Genomic DNA, 18,220 nt, shown 5'->3' with positions numbered 1-18,220 from the left:
CAACGAACATAAATGAAAGGGTAGGCAACTGATTGCAACGCGCCAAAAATCAGCTTTGGCGAAAGGCACCATGTCGCCGGAGATTCCTGCAAACGGGCATATAACGCATGGTGTTTGGAAAAGGCCCAGTTTTGCAACCGGGCCCTTGTCGTTTTTCGGGTCGCTTAGTTTTTGGCCTTGTCGACCATCTTGCCTGCGGAGATCCACGGCATCATTTCGCGCAGCTTGGCACCAACCTGTTCGATCTGGTGCTCGTCGTTCATGCGGCGTGTACCTTTAAAGAACGGCTGGCCAGCAGAATTTTCCTGCATGAAGTCCCGTACAAACGCACCGGTTTGGATGTCGTGCAGAACAGCTTTCATCTTTGCCTTTGTCTCGTCGTAGGGCAGGATGCGTGGGCCGGAAACGTACTCGCCATATTCGGCTGTGTTGGAGATCGAGTAGTTCATGTTGGCGATGCCGCCTTCATAGATCAGATCGACGATGAGTTTGACCTCATGCAAGCACTCGAAATACGCCATTTCTGGTGCGTAGCCAGCTTCGACCAGCGTTTCGAAACCCATGCGGATCAGTTCGACTAAGCCACCACACAATACGGCCTGTTCACCGAAGAGATCGGTTTCGCATTCTTCGCGGAAGTTGGTTTCAATAATGCCAGAACGACCGCCACCGATGGCGGAGCAGTAAGACAAGCCAATTTCGAGCGCTTTGCCGGAAGCGTCTTCGTCAACGGCTACAAGGCAGGGTACGCCGCCACCTTTTGAATATTCGCCGCGCACGGTGTGGCCGGGGCCTTTAGGGGCCATCATGATCACGTCAATGCCTGCTTTGGGTTCGATCAACCCAAAATGCACGTTCAAACCGTGGGCGAATGCGATTGCGGCACCTTCACGGATGTTGTCGTGCACATATTTTTTGTATGTTTCGGCCTGCAGCTCGTCGGGCATGGTGAACATGATCACATCAGCCCATGCAGCAGCTTCGGCGATGCCCATTGTTTTCAGGCCTTCGCCTTCGGCTTTGGCGATGGAAGAAGACCCTTCGCGCAGAGCAACAACTAGGTTTTTCGCACCAGAATCGCGCAGGTTCAGCGCGTGGGCGTGGCCCTGTGAGCCGTAGCCCAAAATGGCGACCTTTTTGTCTTTGATGAGGTTAACGTCACAGTCACGGTCATAGTAAACGCGCATTTTGCGGTCCTTTCGGATGGGTTTGATTTGAGGACACATTAGCGATTACGGCGCGACTGGCCATTGCTTGGAAATGAGTTTATTCAGAAAGATGACGGCAATCATGCGTCATGTGGACAATAATCGGATAAATCATGCTTGATGACTTAGATCGCAGGCTTTTACGGTATTGGCAGGCTGAACCAAGCCTCAGCCCGAGCGAGCTGGCAGAGCGTTGTGCAATGAACCCCGGCAAGGTAGCGCGCCGGATCGCGCGGATGCAAGATGCCGGGATCCTGCACGGTGTCGAAGCGGTGATCGACTGGGCCGCATTGGGCTATGCGGTGGAGGTGTCCTTGCGTGTCACGCTCGACAAGACGCAGCCCAATGCCTTTGACGCGTTTCTGGCGGAAGCGCGCAAAATCCCAGAGGTCATCGAATTGCAGACCTTTTTGGGGAGGGTCGACGCACGTTTGTCGATCATCGCGCGCGACATGGCGCATTATCAGGAAATCTACCGTAGCCGCATTCTCAGCCTTCCGCATATCGCTGACATCGAGGCGTTGATGCAGGTTGCACGGATCAAACGCGACGAGGCGCTGCCGTTATGACCGAGCTAGATGAGATTGATCGTAATTTGCTGCGCAGACTTGCCCAAGATGCCAGCCAAAGTGCTGGGGCGTTGGGGCGAGACTTAGGCTTGTCCCAACCCGCGACATGGCGACGAATTAGGCGGCTCGAGACTGAAGGGATTATCAAGGGGCGCAGGCTGCGGCTGGATGTAGAAAAACTGGGTTTTGGGGTCACGGTGTTCCTCGGGGTTAAACTGGCGTTGAAGGGCCGTGTGAGCCTCGAGGATTTCGAGCGTGCCGTTGTCGCGATCCCAGAGGTGCAAACCGTTGAGCACGTGCTTGGCCTTTATGATTACCGGTTGAGGGTTGTTGCGCGCGATCTGGCCGATTTTGAACGGGTGCTGCGTCGCCGGATCATGACACTACCCGGCGCAGGCGACGTTGAAGCGAACGTTCTATTGAGTGAAGAGCGTTTGCCGGGGCCGCTGTGATGGCGCAGGATCGCCCGCGGCAAGGCCTACCGCAAGGTAGATAGGTTTGCCTTTGGCGCGTAGGGTTCCTATGCATGACATAGGTTTCTTGCGCAGGAGATAAAAATGGCATTGCTCGATAACGTGGACCCAGAGGGTCTGGACGAATTCTCGGTTGTTTTCACGGACCGCTCGCTCAACCATATGAGTGGCAGCTTTCAGCAGGTGATGCGCGATATCTCCGTGTTGCTGCGTGAGGTATATAACGCTGATGCAATAGCGTTGGTGCCAGGTGGTGGGACCTTTGCAATGGAGGCGGTCGCGCGTCAATTTGCCCGTGACCGCGACGTGCTGGTCGTGCGCAATGGTTGGTTCTCTTACCGCTGGAGCCAAATCATTGAGACCGGCGGGCTGACAGCCAATGCCACTGTTATGAAGGCGCGGCCACAAGGGAACGACACGCCAGCACCATTTGCGCCCGCGCCAATAGAAGACGTTACCGCGACAATCAGGGCCGAAAAGCCGCAGGTGGTCTTTGCGCCCCATGTTGAAACCAGTGCGGGTATGATCTTGCCCGATGACTACATCGCGGCGATGGCTGCAGCCGCGCATGAGGTTGGTGCGCTGATGGTACTTGATTGCATCGCGTCTGGGTGCGCTTGGATCGATATGAAAGCGTTGGGCGTCGATGTGTTGATTTCGGCCCCGCAAAAGGGCTGGTCTGCTTCACCTTCTGCAGGTTTGGTGATGATGTCAGCCCGCGCAGAACTGCGGCTGGAAGAAACACAATCCGATAGCTTTTCCATTGATCTGGGCAAATGGCGCAGCATCATGAAGGCATATGAGGACGGTGGCCACGCCTATCATGCCACGTTGCCAACCGACGCGCTGCGCAGTTTCCGCGATACGATCCTTGAAACAAAAGAGCACGGTTTTGAGCGTCTAAAAGAGGCGCAATGGCGGCTTGGTGACGGCGTGCGCGAGATGCTGGCCCAAAAGGGTGTGACGTCTGTTGCAGCGCAAGGCTTTGGCGCGCCCGGGGTTGTTGTGAGTTATACGACTGATCCTAATATTAAGAACGGCAGCGCTTTTGCCGCCAAAGGCATGCAGATTGCTGCAGGTGTGCCGTTGCAGGTCGGCGAGCCTGATGGGTTCAGCACCTTTCGGTTGGGGCTTTTTGGGTTGGACAAGCTTTATGACGTCAACGCGACGCTGGCGCGATTGGCGCGGGTTCTTGACGACGTGCTTTAGCGCATTCCAAGGCCCATTTGCATCAACATCCGCCGCACGGGCGCTGCTGAATATAACGCATTAAGTCCCAGCGCACGTGCATCGCGCGCTAAGGGGCTGCGCGCTTGCGAGGCACGGTTCAACAGATCAATGCCGCGAACCCGAAGCGCAATATCGCTGTAGCGCGCCTTGTGATAGGCATCCAACATTGTCCTGTCGCCCAATGTGTCCGGGCTGTTCTGCGCCAGATCAAGCAGGGTGGCTATATCGTTCAGCGACATGTTGAGGCCCTGCGCGCCAATGGGGGGCATGACATGCGCAGCTTCGGCGATCAGCGCCACCCGTTCAGCGCTTAACCGTGCTGCATGTTGGCTAATGATTGGCCAGGCTTGGCGTTTCGTAACGAGGGATAACGGACCCAGCATGTGGCAGCTCCGTGCCGTTGCCTCAGCCTCAAACTCTGCAATGTCCAACGCCATGCGCGCTTGCGTTTGGGGGCCGCCGTCCATCCAAACCACTGCAGAACAGGGCATTGCGTCGCGGTCAGGCAAAGGCACGAGGGTGAAGGGGCCGCCTGTGCGGTGAATTTCGGTTGAAACATTTTCATGCGGAATGGGGTGGGTCACTGCGAAAGCGAGGGCCTTTTGACCAAAGCGCCGCGTGGTCACGTCAATACCTGCGGCAGCCCGCATCGGCGAGCCGCGCCCGTCGGCCGCAATTACCAATCGCGCTTTGATGCGTCTGCCGTCGCTAAGACCTACACGCGCGCAGTCCATACGCGTGAACAGTGTCGTTGTTTTGGTTCCGGCGTGGAAATGTACATTTCCCAACGTGGACAGCTTTTCGAGCATAACCTGCCGCAACAGCCAGTTCGGGAAATTCCACCCGAAAGGTTGATCTGATATCTCGTTGGCATTGAACTCACAGGTCACGCGCGGCTCTGCGATTTCGCCGCCAGCGTCCACGATCCGCATGATCTGTAGCGGGGCCGCATGCGGCGCCAGCTCATCCCAAAGCCCCGCACGTTCCAAAAGCAGCCGTGCAGGTTGCAGCATCGCGGTGGAGCGCAGATCTGCTCCGTCATCTTGTGGCGTCACGATCGGGGGGGGCGGATCCACACAAATGACCGAAAAGCCGGCCGTTCCAAACGCTGCGGCAGCCGTAAGCCCGGCAATCCCCCCGCCCGAAATTAAGATGTCGCAATCCACTTTATGCCTCCGCGCTGACGAGCCCCGACAGGAAATGAGTTAAATCATTGGTGTGAAAATGCACATGCGGCACCTCAGCGCGTGTTGGGCCAACGTGGACGCAGGACAATCCCATGTCATGAGGCGCTGCAAGGTTGCGTGCGTCATCCTCAAACATCGCGGCGCGGGTCGGGTCCAGCCCGTCCAACGCAAAGATACGCTCAAACGCGGCGCGCTCAGGTTTGGGAAAGAAACCTGCTGTTTCAACGCCGTACACCGCTTCAAATGCATCACCGATCCCGAGTGCGGCCAGCACCCGGTTCGCATAGGGCACACAGCCGTTGGTATAAACGATCCTACGTCCGGGCAACGCAGTTAGCCGCGCGGCGAGTTGTGGATTAGGGATCAGGCTTGCCATCGAAATATCATGCACATCTTCAAGGTAGGGGGCCGGATCAACGTTATGTTCGCGCATCAAACCGGCCAACGTGGTCCCGTATGTTTGCCAGTAGTGCAAACGCAAACGGTCCGCCTCAACCGCGTCCACACCCAAAGCGTCCATCACCCACGCGGTCATGCGTACTTCGATCAGATCAAAGAGCCGCGCAGAGGGCGGATAAAGGGTGTGATCAAGATCAAACACCCACGTCGTTACATGAGAAAAGGCGGCGCGAGACATAGCCTCTTGGTAGGGTGGGGTGGGGCATACTGCAAGGGTTACACTGGGGCTAATGGGCGTTAAGGTACCGCAGATTTCCAATGCAGAGGCTGATCCATGCCGTCGACACGAACCGCGCCCAGACCGCCACAAACAGATGCTTATTCGATGATCCTTGATGCGATCGATACTGGAACATATCGCCCCGGCGACCGGCTCGTAGAAAGTGAGCTTGCTGAACGTTTTGGCGTGTCGCGCACGCCGGTGCGCGAGGCATTGCAACGGCTTGAAACGCAATCCTTGTTGTCTCGCGATGGGCGCAGCTTGATCGTGGCGTCACTGGACCACAATCAAATGGCAGAGCTTTATGTAGTACGCGGCGAACTCGAAGGGCTCGCGGCGCGGCTTGCGGCGCGCCATGCCACCACCGAAGAAATTCGTCTGCTGCGCGAAATGGTTGAAGCCGATCATGCTCTTGCAGACAATCCTGGCGCGCTTTCTCGTGCCAACAGGCGGTTTCACAAACAAATTCATCTAGCGTCTCATAACCGGTTTCTTGTGCGGCAATTGGACCTGGTGCACCGTTCTATGGCATTGATGGCGACCAGCTCGCTTGCAGTGACGGGGCGCGGGGCGATCGCACAGCAAGAACATGACCGCATTGTGAGCGCGATTGAAGCGCGCGACGGGGATGCCGCGGATGACGCGCTTCGGACACATATTTCAGTCGCCTTTACCACGCGGCTGAAGCAAGAAGCAGCAGCCCGCGAGGCTGAAAGTTAAGCTAGTCGGTCTCTTGGGTGACGCCGTGCTGGGTTTTGTCCCAGAAAAAAGGGCGGCGGACCATTTCATACAACGCTTTATAAGCCGCCAAAGCGCCGAGCATAAAATAGAACGGCATGGTCAGCACATAGAGCATCAAATGCCGATGTTCTCGACCTGACACGGCAACCAATGAAATGCTCAGATTAATCACCTCGGCCAACAAGAACGCACCGGCCATCCCCAAAGCGACCGGCGTTCCTAAGGTTAGGGCGACGGGGTGGGATATGCCAAAAAGCGTAATCCAAAATGACCAAAGCAATGGAGCGCCGGCGAATTGCGCGAATGTCGCGAGAAAGACCGTTTGCACCCCCAGAAACCGCAGGAACCCCAGTTCACGCAAGAGCTGCCGCGGCGTGCGCATATGCACACACCACGTGATCAAGAAACCTTTGAGCCAGCGCGAGCGTTGCCGAACCCAAGGCCACGCATGGCAATTTGCCTCTTCGTAAGTAACGGTCGGGAGCAGTTCAGTCACATAGCCGTGGCGCGCCAGACGCACGCCTAAATCCGCATCTTCGGTGACGTTATGCGCGTCCCATCCGCAAAGCCGTTCCAGAATATCGCGCCGGAAAAACAACGTCGTTCCGCCCAGCGGAATGACAAGGCCCAGCTTGGCCACACCGGGCAGAACCATCCGCCACCAGGTGGCATATTCAATGGTAAAACACCGTGCCAACCAATTGGCACGTGGATTGTAATAATCCAGAACCCCCTGCAAACATGCGACATTTTTGGGAGCTTGTTGAAATCGGTTTACGACACTTTCGATTTGATCCGGCTCGGGCGCATCTTCGGCATCCCAGACGCCAATGATGGAGCCGGTACAAAAATTCAGTGCATAATTCAGCGCACGTGGCTTGGTTGTCAGTTGATCGGCGCTTGGCACTTCGATGACGCTGATCCAAGGCGGGAGATCGGTCCGTGCGAGCGTTTCGCGGGTGATATCATCACAGGCCTCAAGCACGAGAACAACATTGAGGAGCGATTTCGGATAGGTCAGCCGCGACAGCCGTTCAATGAGTTTACCCGCGATTTCTTTTTCGTGCAGCAACGGCACAAGGATCGATACACGGGGCATCGGAAAAGGGGCGGCGGTGACCTCAAATGTTTCGGGACGACCAGCCAGGCGCGGACTCATCTGCGCGCAAAATGCCGCCAGCTTTAGGCCGGTTGTCATCATCAGAGTCACGAAGGCAAGCACCATCGCTACCGTTATCGTCCAGAGAGGGGCCGCGATCAGGGAGACACCAACTGCGGCCGCCAGCCCAACCGCCCATACCCATCTGCGCTGCGATGTTGTTTTCCATGACCTGCAGCTTTCGGCTGCGGGCACACAGCTGGCCGCCCTTTGCGCCAGCTCTTGTCCAAACAGATCGCTGATCGTGCTTTGGATTTGCGCTTCGTCCGCAATCACCGGCAGCATTCGTGCGCCAGCAGCACCAACACAGGCGCGCAGATGTTCAAAGCGGTCAGGCCTGCTGGTCGCAACAAGCAGCATATTTCCCAAACGCATCCAAGGAACGACGCCGTGCTGAAGGCATAAGGCGGACGGTAGGGCCTGGGCCATGTGCGGATCGGGCGGATCGGCCCTTAGGTCGATTTGCTGTGCATTATGCTGGATCGACAGCGCATGAAGAACGTCATGTTCTTCTGCCAGCCCTTCGGCGACCAGAATTTCACCTAAAGGCGCGTCGATATGGCGTTGCAGATTCAGCGCATGGACCAAGTCAGCTTGCGCAATAACCCCTTCGTTCACCAGATGCCGGCCAAATGGCAGCGCTGGTGCGACAGGCGTTGCAACCTGAGGCTCTGACAAATGCAGGCGGAGGTCGCTCATCCAAAATCACCCTAAAACAATGCTTAGCAAGCAGTTTCTCAGGTGATGCTTAAGGAAGGATTAATGGCAGATTAAAGCGCAGCCCGACTAGGTCGCTGTTTGCATGCGTTGGGCCATTGCTTCGGCGAAACGTTCAAAAAGGTAATAGCTGTCTTGTGGGCCGGGGCTTGCTTCGGGGTGATGTTGCACCGACCAAACAGGACGACCTTCCATGCGGATACCGCAGTTTGAGCCATCAAAAAGCGATCGATGAGTCTCGATCACGCCGCCGGGCAGGCTTTGCGCATCCACTGCAAATCCGTGGTTCATTGAGGTGATCTCGACCTTGCCGGTATCCATGTCTTTGACCGGGTGGTTGGCTCCGTGATGACCGTGGCTCATTTTGATGGTCTTGGCACCCAGCGCCAGCGCCAACATCTGATGGCCTAGGCAAATGCCAAAGACCGGCATTTCCGTTTTTGCCAGAACCTCCTGGATCATCGGAACGGCATATTCCCCCGTTGCCGCCGGATCACCGGGGCCGTTGGACAGAAACAGGCCGTCAGGCTTATGTGCCATAATGTCGTCAAAGCTTGCACTTGCAGGCAACACAGTGACATCGCATCCCGCCGACGCAAGGCAGCGCAAGATGTTGCGCTTGGCGCCATAATCAACAGCCACAACCTTGTGTTTTGCATCCTTTTGCGGCGTGAAGCCTTCAGGCCAAGCCCACCGCATTTCATTCCAGCGATAAGACTGCGCGCAAGTCACGTCCTTGGCCAGATCCAATCCCTCAAGACCCACAAAACTCCGAGCGGCCGCAACCAGCGCCTCAACGTCAAAAACCCCATCGGGATTATGTGCCAATGCTGCGTGAGGGGCCCCTTGTTGGCGAATGGCGCGCGTCAGCCGGCGCGTATCAATCCCGCCAATGGCAATCCGCCCCCGAGACGCCAACCAGTCCGAAAGCGTCTGAGCGGTGCGCCAGCTGGAGGGTTCTGTTGGCATCCATTTGACGACCATCCCTTCGGCAACCGGATCGCCAGATTCGTCGTCATCAGGGTTGGTGCCAACATTGCCAATATGGGGGAAGGTGAATGTTACAATCTGACCCGCATAAGACGGGTCGGTCATGACTTCCTGATACCCGGTCATGGCCGTGTTAAAACACAACTCCGCGACGGTTTGGCCTGTGGCTCCAAAGCCCATACCGTAAAAGAGCGAGCCATCCGCCAAGGCAAGGCAGGCTGTCGGCTTGGGGGCAGAACGGGGTGCAGCGTTAGGGGTGGCCATGGGGGGGGTCCTTCCGGGAGGATCAGGGCAGGGGGTCAAGGCAAACGATGGGAACCTACCTGTGTGATGACGGCGGGTCAAGGCTGCGTTGAAAATCAAAAATCTATAAAAAACAACAAGTTGACCTGTGGCAAGGGGATTGCTGTCTGCGGTTCATTTGGCTATGGTCCTAGGCTTACGAATGCCCAGCATCAAAGGATACTCGATGGACCTGCGCAACCGCATCTCAGCCGGCCTGAAACAAGCGATGAAAGACAAAGCCGCCGACCGGCTTTCCACACTTCGCTTGGTCAGTGCCGCGATCAAGGACAAAGACATCGCCGCCCGCGCCACTGGCAACGACGATGGTGTCGACGATGCCGAAGTTCTTGCGATCTTGGGCAAAATGGCCAAGCAACGTAACGAATCCGCCCGTGCTTATGAGGAAGGCGGCCGCCTTGATCTGTCCGAGCGAGAGCGCGCTGAAATCTTGATTATCGAAGAATTCCTGCCGCGACAGTTGAGCAGCGAAGAAACGGCCGCCGCTGTTGATGCCGCAGTCGCAAACACCGGAGCCAATTCAATTCGTGATATGGGCAAGGTGATGGGCGAACTCAAAGGCAAATACACAGGTCAGATGGATTTTGGCCGCGTGGGGCCTTTGGTCAAAGAACGCCTTACCAGCTAAACAATCCCGATCTGGCAGTAGGAACTGAGCCCCGTGGGGCAGGGTGAGGTTTTACCGTGCCAGCGCGCGGGACAGATCGTCGTAAAGCGCGATCCGTTCTTCTTCACTTAGAAATGCGCCAATCTCAACCTCGCGGCCTCTGCCGCGCAGGGTGACGTAATGTGGCACCGGACCCTCGTCGTCATATTTTATCACCTGTGTCCAATAGCGTTCGCAGTCCCATTCTTGACGGTCCCCTTTTGGGTTGATCCGTTCAAGATGCGCAGCGTCCTCGCTGAGGGTCAGAAATTCTTCGATGAGGCGCGCAGCATGGTTGCGCTGTAGCGCGAAATAAACGCCCCAAACAGCTGCCAATGTGAACGGCAAAATCCCCCACAGAATGACCGATCCAAGCATGGATAACACTGGGATCGAAATCAGGGTAAATGTCGCCAGGACAAATGCTGCCATCCCGCGGGCGGGGAGAGATTGGTACGGCCACAGGCGCAGCGTCTGGCGTTTGGCGTGGGGCGCGGATGTCCATTCATACGGCATGATCCGAATCCTAGCGTCGTGCGTCGGTCATGCAATGCGACAAAGACGGCACCTGGCCTTTTGGGCGATCAAAAGAAAAGGGCCCCAACCAATGTTGGAGCCCTTTTGAATTTTTGGACATGGTGTTGCGCCGTGTCCTTTGAATGATCCCTTATGAAATCACCCGATACCTAAAAGCCGATTAGTGATGCGGCTTGTCCCATTCTTCCTGCTTAGGAAGAATTTCGAAGGTGTGCTCTGGTGGTGGGCAAGGCAGAGTCCATTCAAGCGTATCCGCATATTCGTTCCATGGATTGGTCGCCGTAACTTTGGCACCACGGGTGAGGGTCCAAGCGATCACACCGAAGAAGAACAGGAACGATGCAAAGCTCAGGAACGCGCCGATAGACGACCATTGGTTCCAGTAGGCAAACGCCTCAGGATAGTCGATGTAGCGACGTGGCATGCCCTGACGGCCCAAAAAGTGCTGCGGGAAGAACGTCAGGTTAGACCCGACGAACATCGCCCAGAAGTGCAGTTTGCCAGCCCATTCAGGATACATCCGGCCCGACATCTTGGGCAGGTAAAAGTAGATACCTGCAAAGATGGTGAACACGGCACCAAGGCTCATCACATAGTGGAAGTGTGCCACGACGTAGTAAGTGTCGTGGTAGTAACGGTCCACAGCAGCTTGGCTCAGGACGATACCGGTCACGCCACCCACGGTGAAGAGGAACAAGAAACCAAAGGCCCAAAGCATTGGTGTCTTTAGTTCAATCGATCCGCCCCACATGGTTGCAATCCAACTGAACACTTTGACGCCTGTCGGTACCGCAATGACCATCGTTGCCAGCATGAAATAGGCTTGCTGATCCAGCGACATACCAACCGTGTACATGTGGTGCGCCCACACAACAAAGCCCAGCACACCAATCGCGATGATCGCCCAAACCATGGGAAGATAACCAAAGATCGGCTTGCGTGAGAAGGTCGCAATCACGTGAGAGATCAGACCAAAGCCGGGCAAGATGATGATGTACACTTCGGGGTGTCCGAAGAACCACAAGATGTGTTGGTACAAGACCGGATCACCACCGCCAGCGGGGTCGAAGAAGGCAAAGCCAAAGTTACGGTCCATCAAAAGCATGGTGATCGCGCCCGCCAAAACCGGCAGAGACAGCAAGATTAGCCAGCTTGTGACAAAGATCGACCATGAAAACAGCGGCACTTTGAACAAGGTCATGCCCGGTGCGCGCATGTTGAGGAAGGTCGTGATCATGTTGATCGCGCCAAGGATAGATGATGCACCCGAGACGTGGACCGCGAAGATCGCGAAGTCCATCGACATACCAGCCTCTTTGACAGAGAGCGGCGGATACAAAACCCACCCCACACCAGAGCCCGGCTGACCATTACCGCCCGGCATCAGAACCGAACAGATCGCCAGCGAAGTACCTGCAATATAAAGCCAGAAGGACAGGTTGTTCATCCGCGGGAACGCCATATCCGGCGCGCCAATCTGCAGCGGCATGAAATAGTTGCCGAAACCGCCGAACAGTGCCGGGATCACAACAAAGAACATCATTAAGATGCCGTGTCCTGTGATCAACACATTCCACAAATGCCCGTTGGGCGTACATAGGCTGTTGGAATCAGCAATGAACCGAGCGCCTTCCATACACATGTACTGAACCCCGGGGTTCATCAGCTCAAGTCGCATGTAGATGGTGAAGGTCACCGAGATGAAACCGACAAATGCGGAGACAATCAGGTACAGAATACCGATATCTTTATGGTTAGTGGACATAAACCAGCGGGTGAAAAAACTCCGCTCGTCGTGGTGGTCGTGCCCGTTAATGGCTGCGTCTGCCATGCGGTGCCTCCTGAACTAAGAATTTTGCGCATCCCGCCTTTGGCATTCGGAGGTGCGATCTGCCTCACGTTTTAGTGCGCCAACGTCCGGGGGGCAATGGTCAGCTTTGCCGCAGCCAATCTAAATTTGCCCCAAAATCAGATTTTTCCACAAACTGACCGGGTCAAAGTCCATGCAATGGCCTCAGGATCATCACATTTCAGTCGGTTTTGCGTGCAAAATACGGATTGTTCGTAAACCTAGCTTGTTGAGCTGGGCACTATTTGTATGGTTTTAAAGGTGGTTACGGCTCAATGGCAACGAATTCCAGCACCACACCTGCAACTGAGGCTGATCAATCCCTCAACGGAACCACCAGCGCCGACACGCTGACCGGTGGTTTAGGCAATGACACGATTACGGGCGGTAATAGCGATGACGTGCTGCGGGGCGACGGCCCGGTCGAGGGTGCGTGGCATTTCGAGACTTTTGATCGCAACTTCTCCTCTTCAAGTGGGCAAGCCTTTGACATCGAGAGCGGGGTGCGGACCGGCTCGGGCTATGTCACCGATTTCAATGAGGGCGACCTGACGAATACGGTGCGTGGCACCACGGGCAACCCCGAAGATTTCGGCGTTATCTATACCAGCACGTTAAACACTGCGGCGGGTGGGACGTACCGGCTGACAACCTCGTCTGACGATGGTTCAACAATTCAGATTTTCGATTCCTCAGGAAATGCGTTGGACTTTGCGAACCAAACCGGTGGCACGCGCGACTACCTCAACAACGACTTTCACCAAGGTACCACAACGCGTTTCGGCGATGTGGTGCTGGACCCTCTTGAGACCTACACAATTCAAATTCGTTATTGGGAAAATAGGGGTGGCGATACCCTTGCCGCGACAATCAGCGGGCCCGATACCGGCGGCACCAGTCAAAATCTGCTGACCTCGCCCATGCTTGGCTTGGCACCAGGCCCTGAATACTCCGTCACCGGTATCCCTGCCGGGGTCGATGGCGACGACAGCATTAGCGGCGGTGCAGGCAACGACACGATTTTAGGCGATGGCGGTGATGACACCATCTTTGGCGAAATCGGCGACGACAGCATCGACGGTGGTACAGGCAATGATCTGTTGGATGGTGATGTCGGTGCTGACGCTATTGCCGGCGGCGTGGGCAATGACACGCTGCTAGGTGGCGCAGGCGATGATGACATGTCCGGTGGGGAGGGGGACGACTCTCTCGTTGGCGGTGGTGATAATGATACGCTGCGCGGAGATGCAGGGGCAGACCAGCTCTTTGGTGGTTCTGGCGATGACAGCCTTGATGGCGGCGCGGACAACGACACGTTAACCGGCGGTACTGGGGATGACACCATTTCGGGTGGCGACGGGTTTGACACCTTTACCTACCTGGTTGGCGACGGTGCCGATACGATTTCCGATTTCAACACGGCCACTGGGCAAGACATCAACGACGGTGACCAGACCAACAATGATTTTCTCGACCTTTCAGACTTCTACACCAATCTGTTTGAAGTCCGTGCGGATCTTGCAGATGACAACATCCTGAACCAGTCGATCGGTGACTTCAGCGACAACACGTCCATGGCGGGTGGGTCAATCGTTCTGACAGGGGTTTCTGGCAGCCAACTTACCAGCGACAACATCAACGTCGCCTGCTTTGTCGCCGGGACGCAAATCCAGACCAAAGAGGGCCCGACGGCCATTGAGGACCTGAAACCGGGCCAACACGTCGCGACGTTGGATCACGGTTTTCAGCCGGTTCGCCAAGTGTTGCAAAGCCGCTGCTCTGGGATGGGCCAGATGGCCCCGGTGATCTTCTCAAAAGGCACGTGGGGTGCCAAACGTGATTTGGCCGTGTCGCCGATGCACCGGATGTTCATGGCGGATTGGCGCGCGGAACTTTTGTTTGGTGAAGCCGAGGTGCTTGTCCCCACGATCCATTTGGTCAATGCCGAGACCATTTACCGGCGGCCTTGTGCTCAGGTCATCTATGTGCACCTGATCTTTGATGCCCATGAGATTATTCTCGCCGAGGGCATCGCAAGCGAGAGTTTTCATCTTGGGACCGAAGCTGTCGGCGATGCGCAGACGCGTGACGAGCTGCTCAAACTTTTCCCTGAACTCGAAGCTTGCGTGCCCATCGAGCCTGCGCGGCGCATCTTGCGAGGTTACGAGTCTGCCTTGCTGTCGCACAGCTGAGCGGGTGCGCCCATAACCAAATCAAAGCTGTGGCGCAAAGCCAGATCAAGGTCATCCATCGTCACGGGCAAATCCAGATCAACCAGCGACGTGACGCCGTGATCGGTGATCCCGCACGGCACAATACCGTCAAAATGGGACAGGTCCGGTTCCACATTGATGCTGATCCCATGAAAGCTGACCCATTTGCGAAGGCGGATCCCGATGGCGGCGATTTTATCCTCGGCGGGTGATCCGTCGGGGGCTGCAGGCTGGTCTGGCCTGGCCACCCAAACGCCAACTCGGCCGTCGCGGATTTCTCCCTTAACGCCAAATTGATCAAGCGTGGCAATCACCCAAGCCTCTAGGTCACGCACGAAACAACGGACATCGCGGCCCCGTGCGGCAACATCCAACATGACATAGGCCACGCGCTGGCCTGGCCCGTGATAAGTATATTGCCCACCCCGTTTGGTCGCAAAAACGCGAAAGCGATCAGGGTCGGTCAGATCAGCAGGTTTGGCAGAGGTGCCAGCGGTATAAAGCGGCGGGTGTTCGACAAGCCAGATGCACTCATCCGCCTCACCAGCCGCGATGGCCTCCGCGCGCGCTTCCATCCACGCCTCAGCGGCGCGGTAATCTGTCAGCCCTTCAGAGGTGATCCATTCAACCATAGGCCGGTGTTTAGCGTTTGCACGCGACGAGGTGAAGTGTTCAATCAAGGACGCAGGTTTGGCGCGGTCATTTGGTCATGGGTCCACTCACGCGCGACTAACCAGCGCAATACCCACCAGTTGGATGCGGCAAACGTATCAAGCTCTCTGCCTGCGCTACTGCCACTGCAAAACAGTTGGTTGGTGTAATTCCTTTGGGTTCTCGCCCAAGGGGCGCAAAGCGTTTGGTTCAGACCGTCTATGTTACCCTGAAGAATAGGTTTTTGTGGCGACCTCAACCGGTCGATGCAACACACTCAGCGAACTTCTCTGCTGGGGTTTGATATTGCAAGGTCTTGCGAGGACGTTCGTTAAGTTGCCTTGCAATTGCGCTGAGCTTTGCCTGAGAATGAACGGATAAGTCGGTTCCTCTTGGCAAATACTGCCTCAAAAGCCGGTTGGTGTTCTCGTTTGATCCACGTTGCCAAGGTGACTGCGGGTCGCAGAAGTAGACATCGACATCCGTGGCCAGTGTGAAGCGCGGATGATCTGCTAGCTCTTTGCCACGATCCCACGTCAAGGATTTGTAAAGTTCTCGCGGCAGCTTCTGAGCCGACTTGATCAGCGCAGTGACGACGCTTTCAGTGTCCTTGTTCGCGACTTTCACCAACATCACGTATCGTGAATGCCGCTCGACCAGGGTCGCGATATAGCTGTTCTTCGATCCGCCAATCAGGTCGCCTTCCCAGTGACCCGGAACAGCGCGATCCTCGACGGATGCAGGCCTTTCGCTGATGGACACAGCATCTTTAATTTGGCCATTACCGTTGCGCTTTAGGCTGGCATGCTGGGAACGCCTGACTGTGCGTTTTGCGCGCAAGTGCGCCAGCAGCTCCTTTTTGAGAACGCCACGTGCCTGTATATAAAGGCTTCGATAGATAGTCTCGTGTGACACCTGTTTGTGCGCCTCCTCCGGGAACGCCCGTTTGAGCCAACCCGCAACCTGCTCGGGAGACCACTTGCGCCGTAGCTTTGCTGATACTGCGCGGGCCAATGTCGGGTGACAAGCCAGCTTGCATATCTTTGGACGCAGAGCCCGGTTCCAAGCAGCCTGATCTGAACTAGACGCACGATAGCCGACTGATCCGCCATTGCGCCGCACCTCCCGGCTGATCGTTGAGGGCGCACGTCGCAACTGGCGTGCAATCGCACGCAAGGATTGCTTGGTACTCAGCCCGCGGGATATCTCTTCGCGCTCAGAGAGGCTCAATGCAGAACTGCCACGCCTGCGATCCGGCGGCCGTATCCCGCCCGTAGGTGAGATGACCGAAAATACCGACGACGATTGGCGATCAAAGACCCGCCCAATCGAACTCATCGACTCCCCACGTTGCCATCGATCCCAGATCTCGGCACGCTGCTCAGCTGAATAGTAAATCCTGCGACGATACTTCATTCAAAACACTCCATCTCTTTCTAAAGATTAAAGTGTTGCGTCGACCAGTTGAGGCCACCGTGTCAATTGGACGTTCGTCAACTTCAAACCGCTCACTTACAGCCCGCGTATTTGCTCAAGATTTTAAGAGGGCAGGGGCTGCCTGCAAGGGGTTGGGATTGATGCCGTATTCCCCCAACTTGTCCCGTATTGACCAGGCTTCATCGAGAGGATCTTCAAGTTTTGCTTGGTTTGAAGGCCTAAGCTGACATATCGTCGTGTCATTTAGAAAGACTCGGATCGTATTGTAGAAATCAAAATGGCTTTGAAATATGTAGCATGTGCGGTGTTCGCCGCGTCACTTATCACCCTCCCTGCAGAGCAAGCAGAAGCGGATGCTGGCGACTTTATTGCAGGCGCGCTCATCGGCGGGATCGTCGGTGCAAATGTGAAAAAGCAACGCCGGAGCACAACCCGCCAACGCACAACCAGACGCTCCAGCATTCCCATCACTCAAGAAGGCAAACAGATCCAGTATTCGTTGAACTATTTCGGCTTTGATGCAGGTCGGGTGGATGGCCAGTTGGGCCGCAAGACCCGCGATGCGGTATCGCAGTACCAAGCCTATTTAGGTTATCCGATCACTGGCCAGCTGTCCCCGTTTGAATACAACTTGTTGGTATCGTCCTACAATCAGGCGCAGGCAGGGGGGCAGAACACAATTGTTCTAGCTGCAAACAACCCTGAAGGCACGCGCGGTCTGTTAAAGGCATACCGGGCAGAAATGGCCGGGCAGGGGACGACAACAACAGTGGCCGTTGCACCAGTTGCGGTGGCCCCAGCACCAGTTCCCGTCGCCGCTCTTACGGCAGAGCCAGCCGCCCCAAGCTTAACCGCGGCTCTTCCGGCGTTCCTTGGGGCTGGCACCCAAGCGTCGCTGACTTCGCACTGCAATCAGGTGTCTCTGGTGACCAACACCAATGGCGGCTTTACGACGCTGGCAAATATGACGGATCCCAACGCGGCGCTAAACGAACAGTTCTGTCTTGCGCGGACCTATGCAATTGCACGGAGCGAAGAGTTGGCGAGCAAGGTACCCGGATTTACGCCGGACCAAATCGCGGCTCAATGCGAAGGCTTCGGCCCCGCGATGAAAGACCGCGTGGCCAGCCTAGGTCTTAAACCTCGCGATACGGTTGTGGCCGAGACCGCGCAGTTCATCCAAGGAACCGGCATGGCGGCGGCGCAATTGGCTGGCACAGCTCGCATCTGCATGGGCGTTGGATACCGCAAGGATAACATGGATGTGGCGGTCGGATCGGCCTTGCTGCTCTATACATTGGGCGAGCCTGTATATGGCGAGTTGATGGGCCACCATCTTTCACAGGGTTTCGGCCCAGCCAAGCGGATAGATCTGGCAGGTGCATGGTATGAAAATGGCCTAAACGCGCTCGATAATGGGGCGCAAGCCGTGTTCAATCCTGGTCAACCTGAACGCAAAGAACTGCTGCGTCAGGCTTCGCAGCGCTTGAATGGTGGCGCGGGGCTGTCAGTTCTGCCGCAACCCGTTCCAGCCTCAACCGTGCCAAATTTTTCTATTATCGAATAGGACAAGGCGGCCAAAATCTTTGCCCCCGGCGCAACTCATACTGCGGCGGGGGTATTTTGTGCCG

At 56.2% G+C, this 18,220-nt stretch carries 16 protein-coding genes; 7 read left to right on the top strand and 9 right to left on the bottom strand.

Annotated elements, in window-relative coordinates; genetic code table 11:
• Positions 1-164 precede the first annotated feature (164 nt).
• A complete protein-coding gene (gene ilvC, locus C1J03_RS15940) occupies positions 165-1,187 on the bottom strand; it encodes a ketol-acid reductoisomerase (RefSeq protein WP_114887488.1) in 1,023 nt (340 codons plus the stop codon).
• A 134-nt stretch (positions 1,188-1,321) separates the two neighbouring features.
• On the opposite strand from ilvC, the gene C1J03_RS15935 reads away from it, so the two are divergent.
• From C1J03_RS15935 to C1J03_RS15925, 3 genes are all read left to right on the top strand, one after another.
• Positions 1,322-1,777: an Lrp/AsnC family transcriptional regulator gene (locus tag C1J03_RS15935; RefSeq protein ID WP_114887487.1), complete on the top strand. Its 456-nt coding sequence runs from the start codon at positions 1,322-1,324 to the stop codon at positions 1,775-1,777.
• Positions 1,774-2,229 (top strand): Lrp/AsnC family transcriptional regulator, encoded by a 456-nt coding sequence (locus C1J03_RS15930; protein ID WP_114887486.1) that lies wholly within the window; start codon positions 1,774-1,776, stop codon positions 2,227-2,229. The genes C1J03_RS15935 and C1J03_RS15930 overlap by 4 nt, the downstream gene beginning before the upstream one ends.
• Before the next feature lie 105 nt (positions 2,230-2,334).
• Positions 2,335-3,459, top strand: coding sequence for an aminotransferase class V-fold PLP-dependent enzyme (locus C1J03_RS15925; RefSeq protein ID WP_114887485.1), 1,125 nt, complete (start codon positions 2,335-2,337; stop codon positions 3,457-3,459).
• Here the strand turns inward: C1J03_RS15925 and C1J03_RS15920 are convergent.
• Both C1J03_RS15920 and C1J03_RS15915 read right to left on the bottom strand, forming a co-directional pair.
• Positions 3,456-4,646: a UbiH/UbiF family hydroxylase gene (locus tag C1J03_RS15920; RefSeq protein ID WP_114887484.1), complete on the bottom strand. Its 1,191-nt coding sequence runs from the start codon at positions 4,644-4,646 to the stop codon at positions 3,456-3,458. The genes C1J03_RS15925 and C1J03_RS15920 overlap by 4 nt on opposite strands.
• 1 nt (position 4,647) lies before the next feature.
• Complete coding sequence (locus C1J03_RS15915; protein WP_114887483.1) at positions 4,648-5,304, bottom strand: pyrimidine 5'-nucleotidase; 657 nt, start codon at positions 5,302-5,304, stop codon at positions 4,648-4,650.
• A gap of 96 nt (positions 5,305-5,400) precedes the next feature.
• Here C1J03_RS15915 and C1J03_RS15910 point away from each other — a divergent pair, with 96 nt between their 5' ends.
• Positions 5,401-6,066 carry a GntR family transcriptional regulator gene (locus tag C1J03_RS15910; RefSeq protein WP_114887482.1) on the top strand — a complete coding sequence of 222 codons (666 nt, stop codon included), beginning with the start codon at positions 5,401-5,403 and terminating at the stop codon, positions 6,064-6,066.
• 1 nt (position 6,067) lies between these two features.
• Here C1J03_RS15910 and C1J03_RS15905 read toward each other — a convergent pair whose 3' ends face one another.
• Both C1J03_RS15905 and carA read right to left on the bottom strand, forming a co-directional pair.
• Complete coding sequence (locus C1J03_RS15905; RefSeq protein WP_114887481.1) at positions 6,068-7,945, bottom strand: glycosyltransferase family 2 protein; 1,878 nt, start codon at positions 7,943-7,945, stop codon at positions 6,068-6,070.
• An 87-nt stretch (positions 7,946-8,032) separates the two neighbouring features.
• Positions 8,033-9,217 (bottom strand): glutamine-hydrolyzing carbamoyl-phosphate synthase small subunit, encoded by a 1,185-nt coding sequence (gene carA / locus C1J03_RS15900; RefSeq protein ID WP_114887480.1) that lies wholly within the window; start codon positions 9,215-9,217, stop codon positions 8,033-8,035.
• 205 nt (positions 9,218-9,422) lie between these two features.
• Between carA and C1J03_RS15895 the strand changes: the two genes are divergently transcribed.
• Entirely contained in the window at positions 9,423-9,884 is a 462-nt protein-coding gene (locus C1J03_RS15895) for a GatB/YqeY domain-containing protein (protein WP_114887479.1), read from the top strand.
• 51 nt (positions 9,885-9,935) lie between these two features.
• Here the strand turns inward: C1J03_RS15895 and C1J03_RS15890 are convergent, their stop codons facing one another.
• A complete protein-coding gene (locus tag C1J03_RS15890) occupies positions 9,936-10,418 on the bottom strand; it encodes a DUF2244 domain-containing protein (protein WP_114887478.1) in 483 nt (160 codons plus the stop codon).
• Positions 10,419-10,599: 181 nt separating this feature from the next.
• Positions 10,600-12,270, bottom strand: coding sequence for a cytochrome c oxidase subunit I (ctaD, locus tag C1J03_RS15885; RefSeq protein WP_114887477.1), 1,671 nt, complete (start codon positions 12,268-12,270; stop codon positions 10,600-10,602).
• 293 nt (positions 12,271-12,563) lie between these two features.
• Here ctaD and C1J03_RS15880 point away from each other — a divergent pair, with 293 nt between their 5' ends.
• Positions 12,564-14,480, top strand: coding sequence for a Hint domain-containing protein (locus C1J03_RS15880; protein WP_114887476.1), 1,917 nt, complete (start codon positions 12,564-12,566; stop codon positions 14,478-14,480).
• On the opposite strand, the gene lipB is transcribed toward C1J03_RS15880, so the two are convergent.
• Both lipB and C1J03_RS15870 read right to left on the bottom strand, forming a co-directional pair.
• On the bottom strand, positions 14,450-15,178 hold the full coding sequence (gene lipB / locus C1J03_RS15875) for a lipoyl(octanoyl) transferase LipB (protein WP_302661627.1): 729 nt from the start codon (positions 15,176-15,178) through the stop codon (positions 14,450-14,452). The two genes, C1J03_RS15880 and lipB, sit on opposite strands and share 31 nt — an antisense overlap.
• Positions 15,179-15,407: 229 nt before the next feature.
• Positions 15,408-16,568, bottom strand: a complete 1,161-nt coding sequence (locus tag C1J03_RS15870; protein WP_114883801.1) for an IS30 family transposase — start codon at positions 16,566-16,568, stop codon at positions 15,408-15,410.
• A 298-nt stretch (positions 16,569-16,866) separates the two neighbouring features.
• Here C1J03_RS15870 and C1J03_RS15865 point away from each other — a divergent pair, with 298 nt between their 5' ends.
• Positions 16,867-18,156, top strand: a complete 1,290-nt coding sequence (locus C1J03_RS15865) for a peptidoglycan-binding domain-containing protein (RefSeq protein WP_114887474.1) — start codon at positions 16,867-16,869, stop codon at positions 18,154-18,156.
• Positions 18,157-18,220: the final 64 nt, after the last annotated feature.

This window comes from Sulfitobacter sp. SK012 (assembly GCF_003352085.1).
Classification (GTDB): Bacteria; Pseudomonadota; Alphaproteobacteria; order Rhodobacterales; family Rhodobacteraceae; genus Sulfitobacter.
The sequence above is the reverse complement of the archived record's forward strand: the minus strand, read 5'-3'. Positions and strand labels throughout refer to the sequence as shown.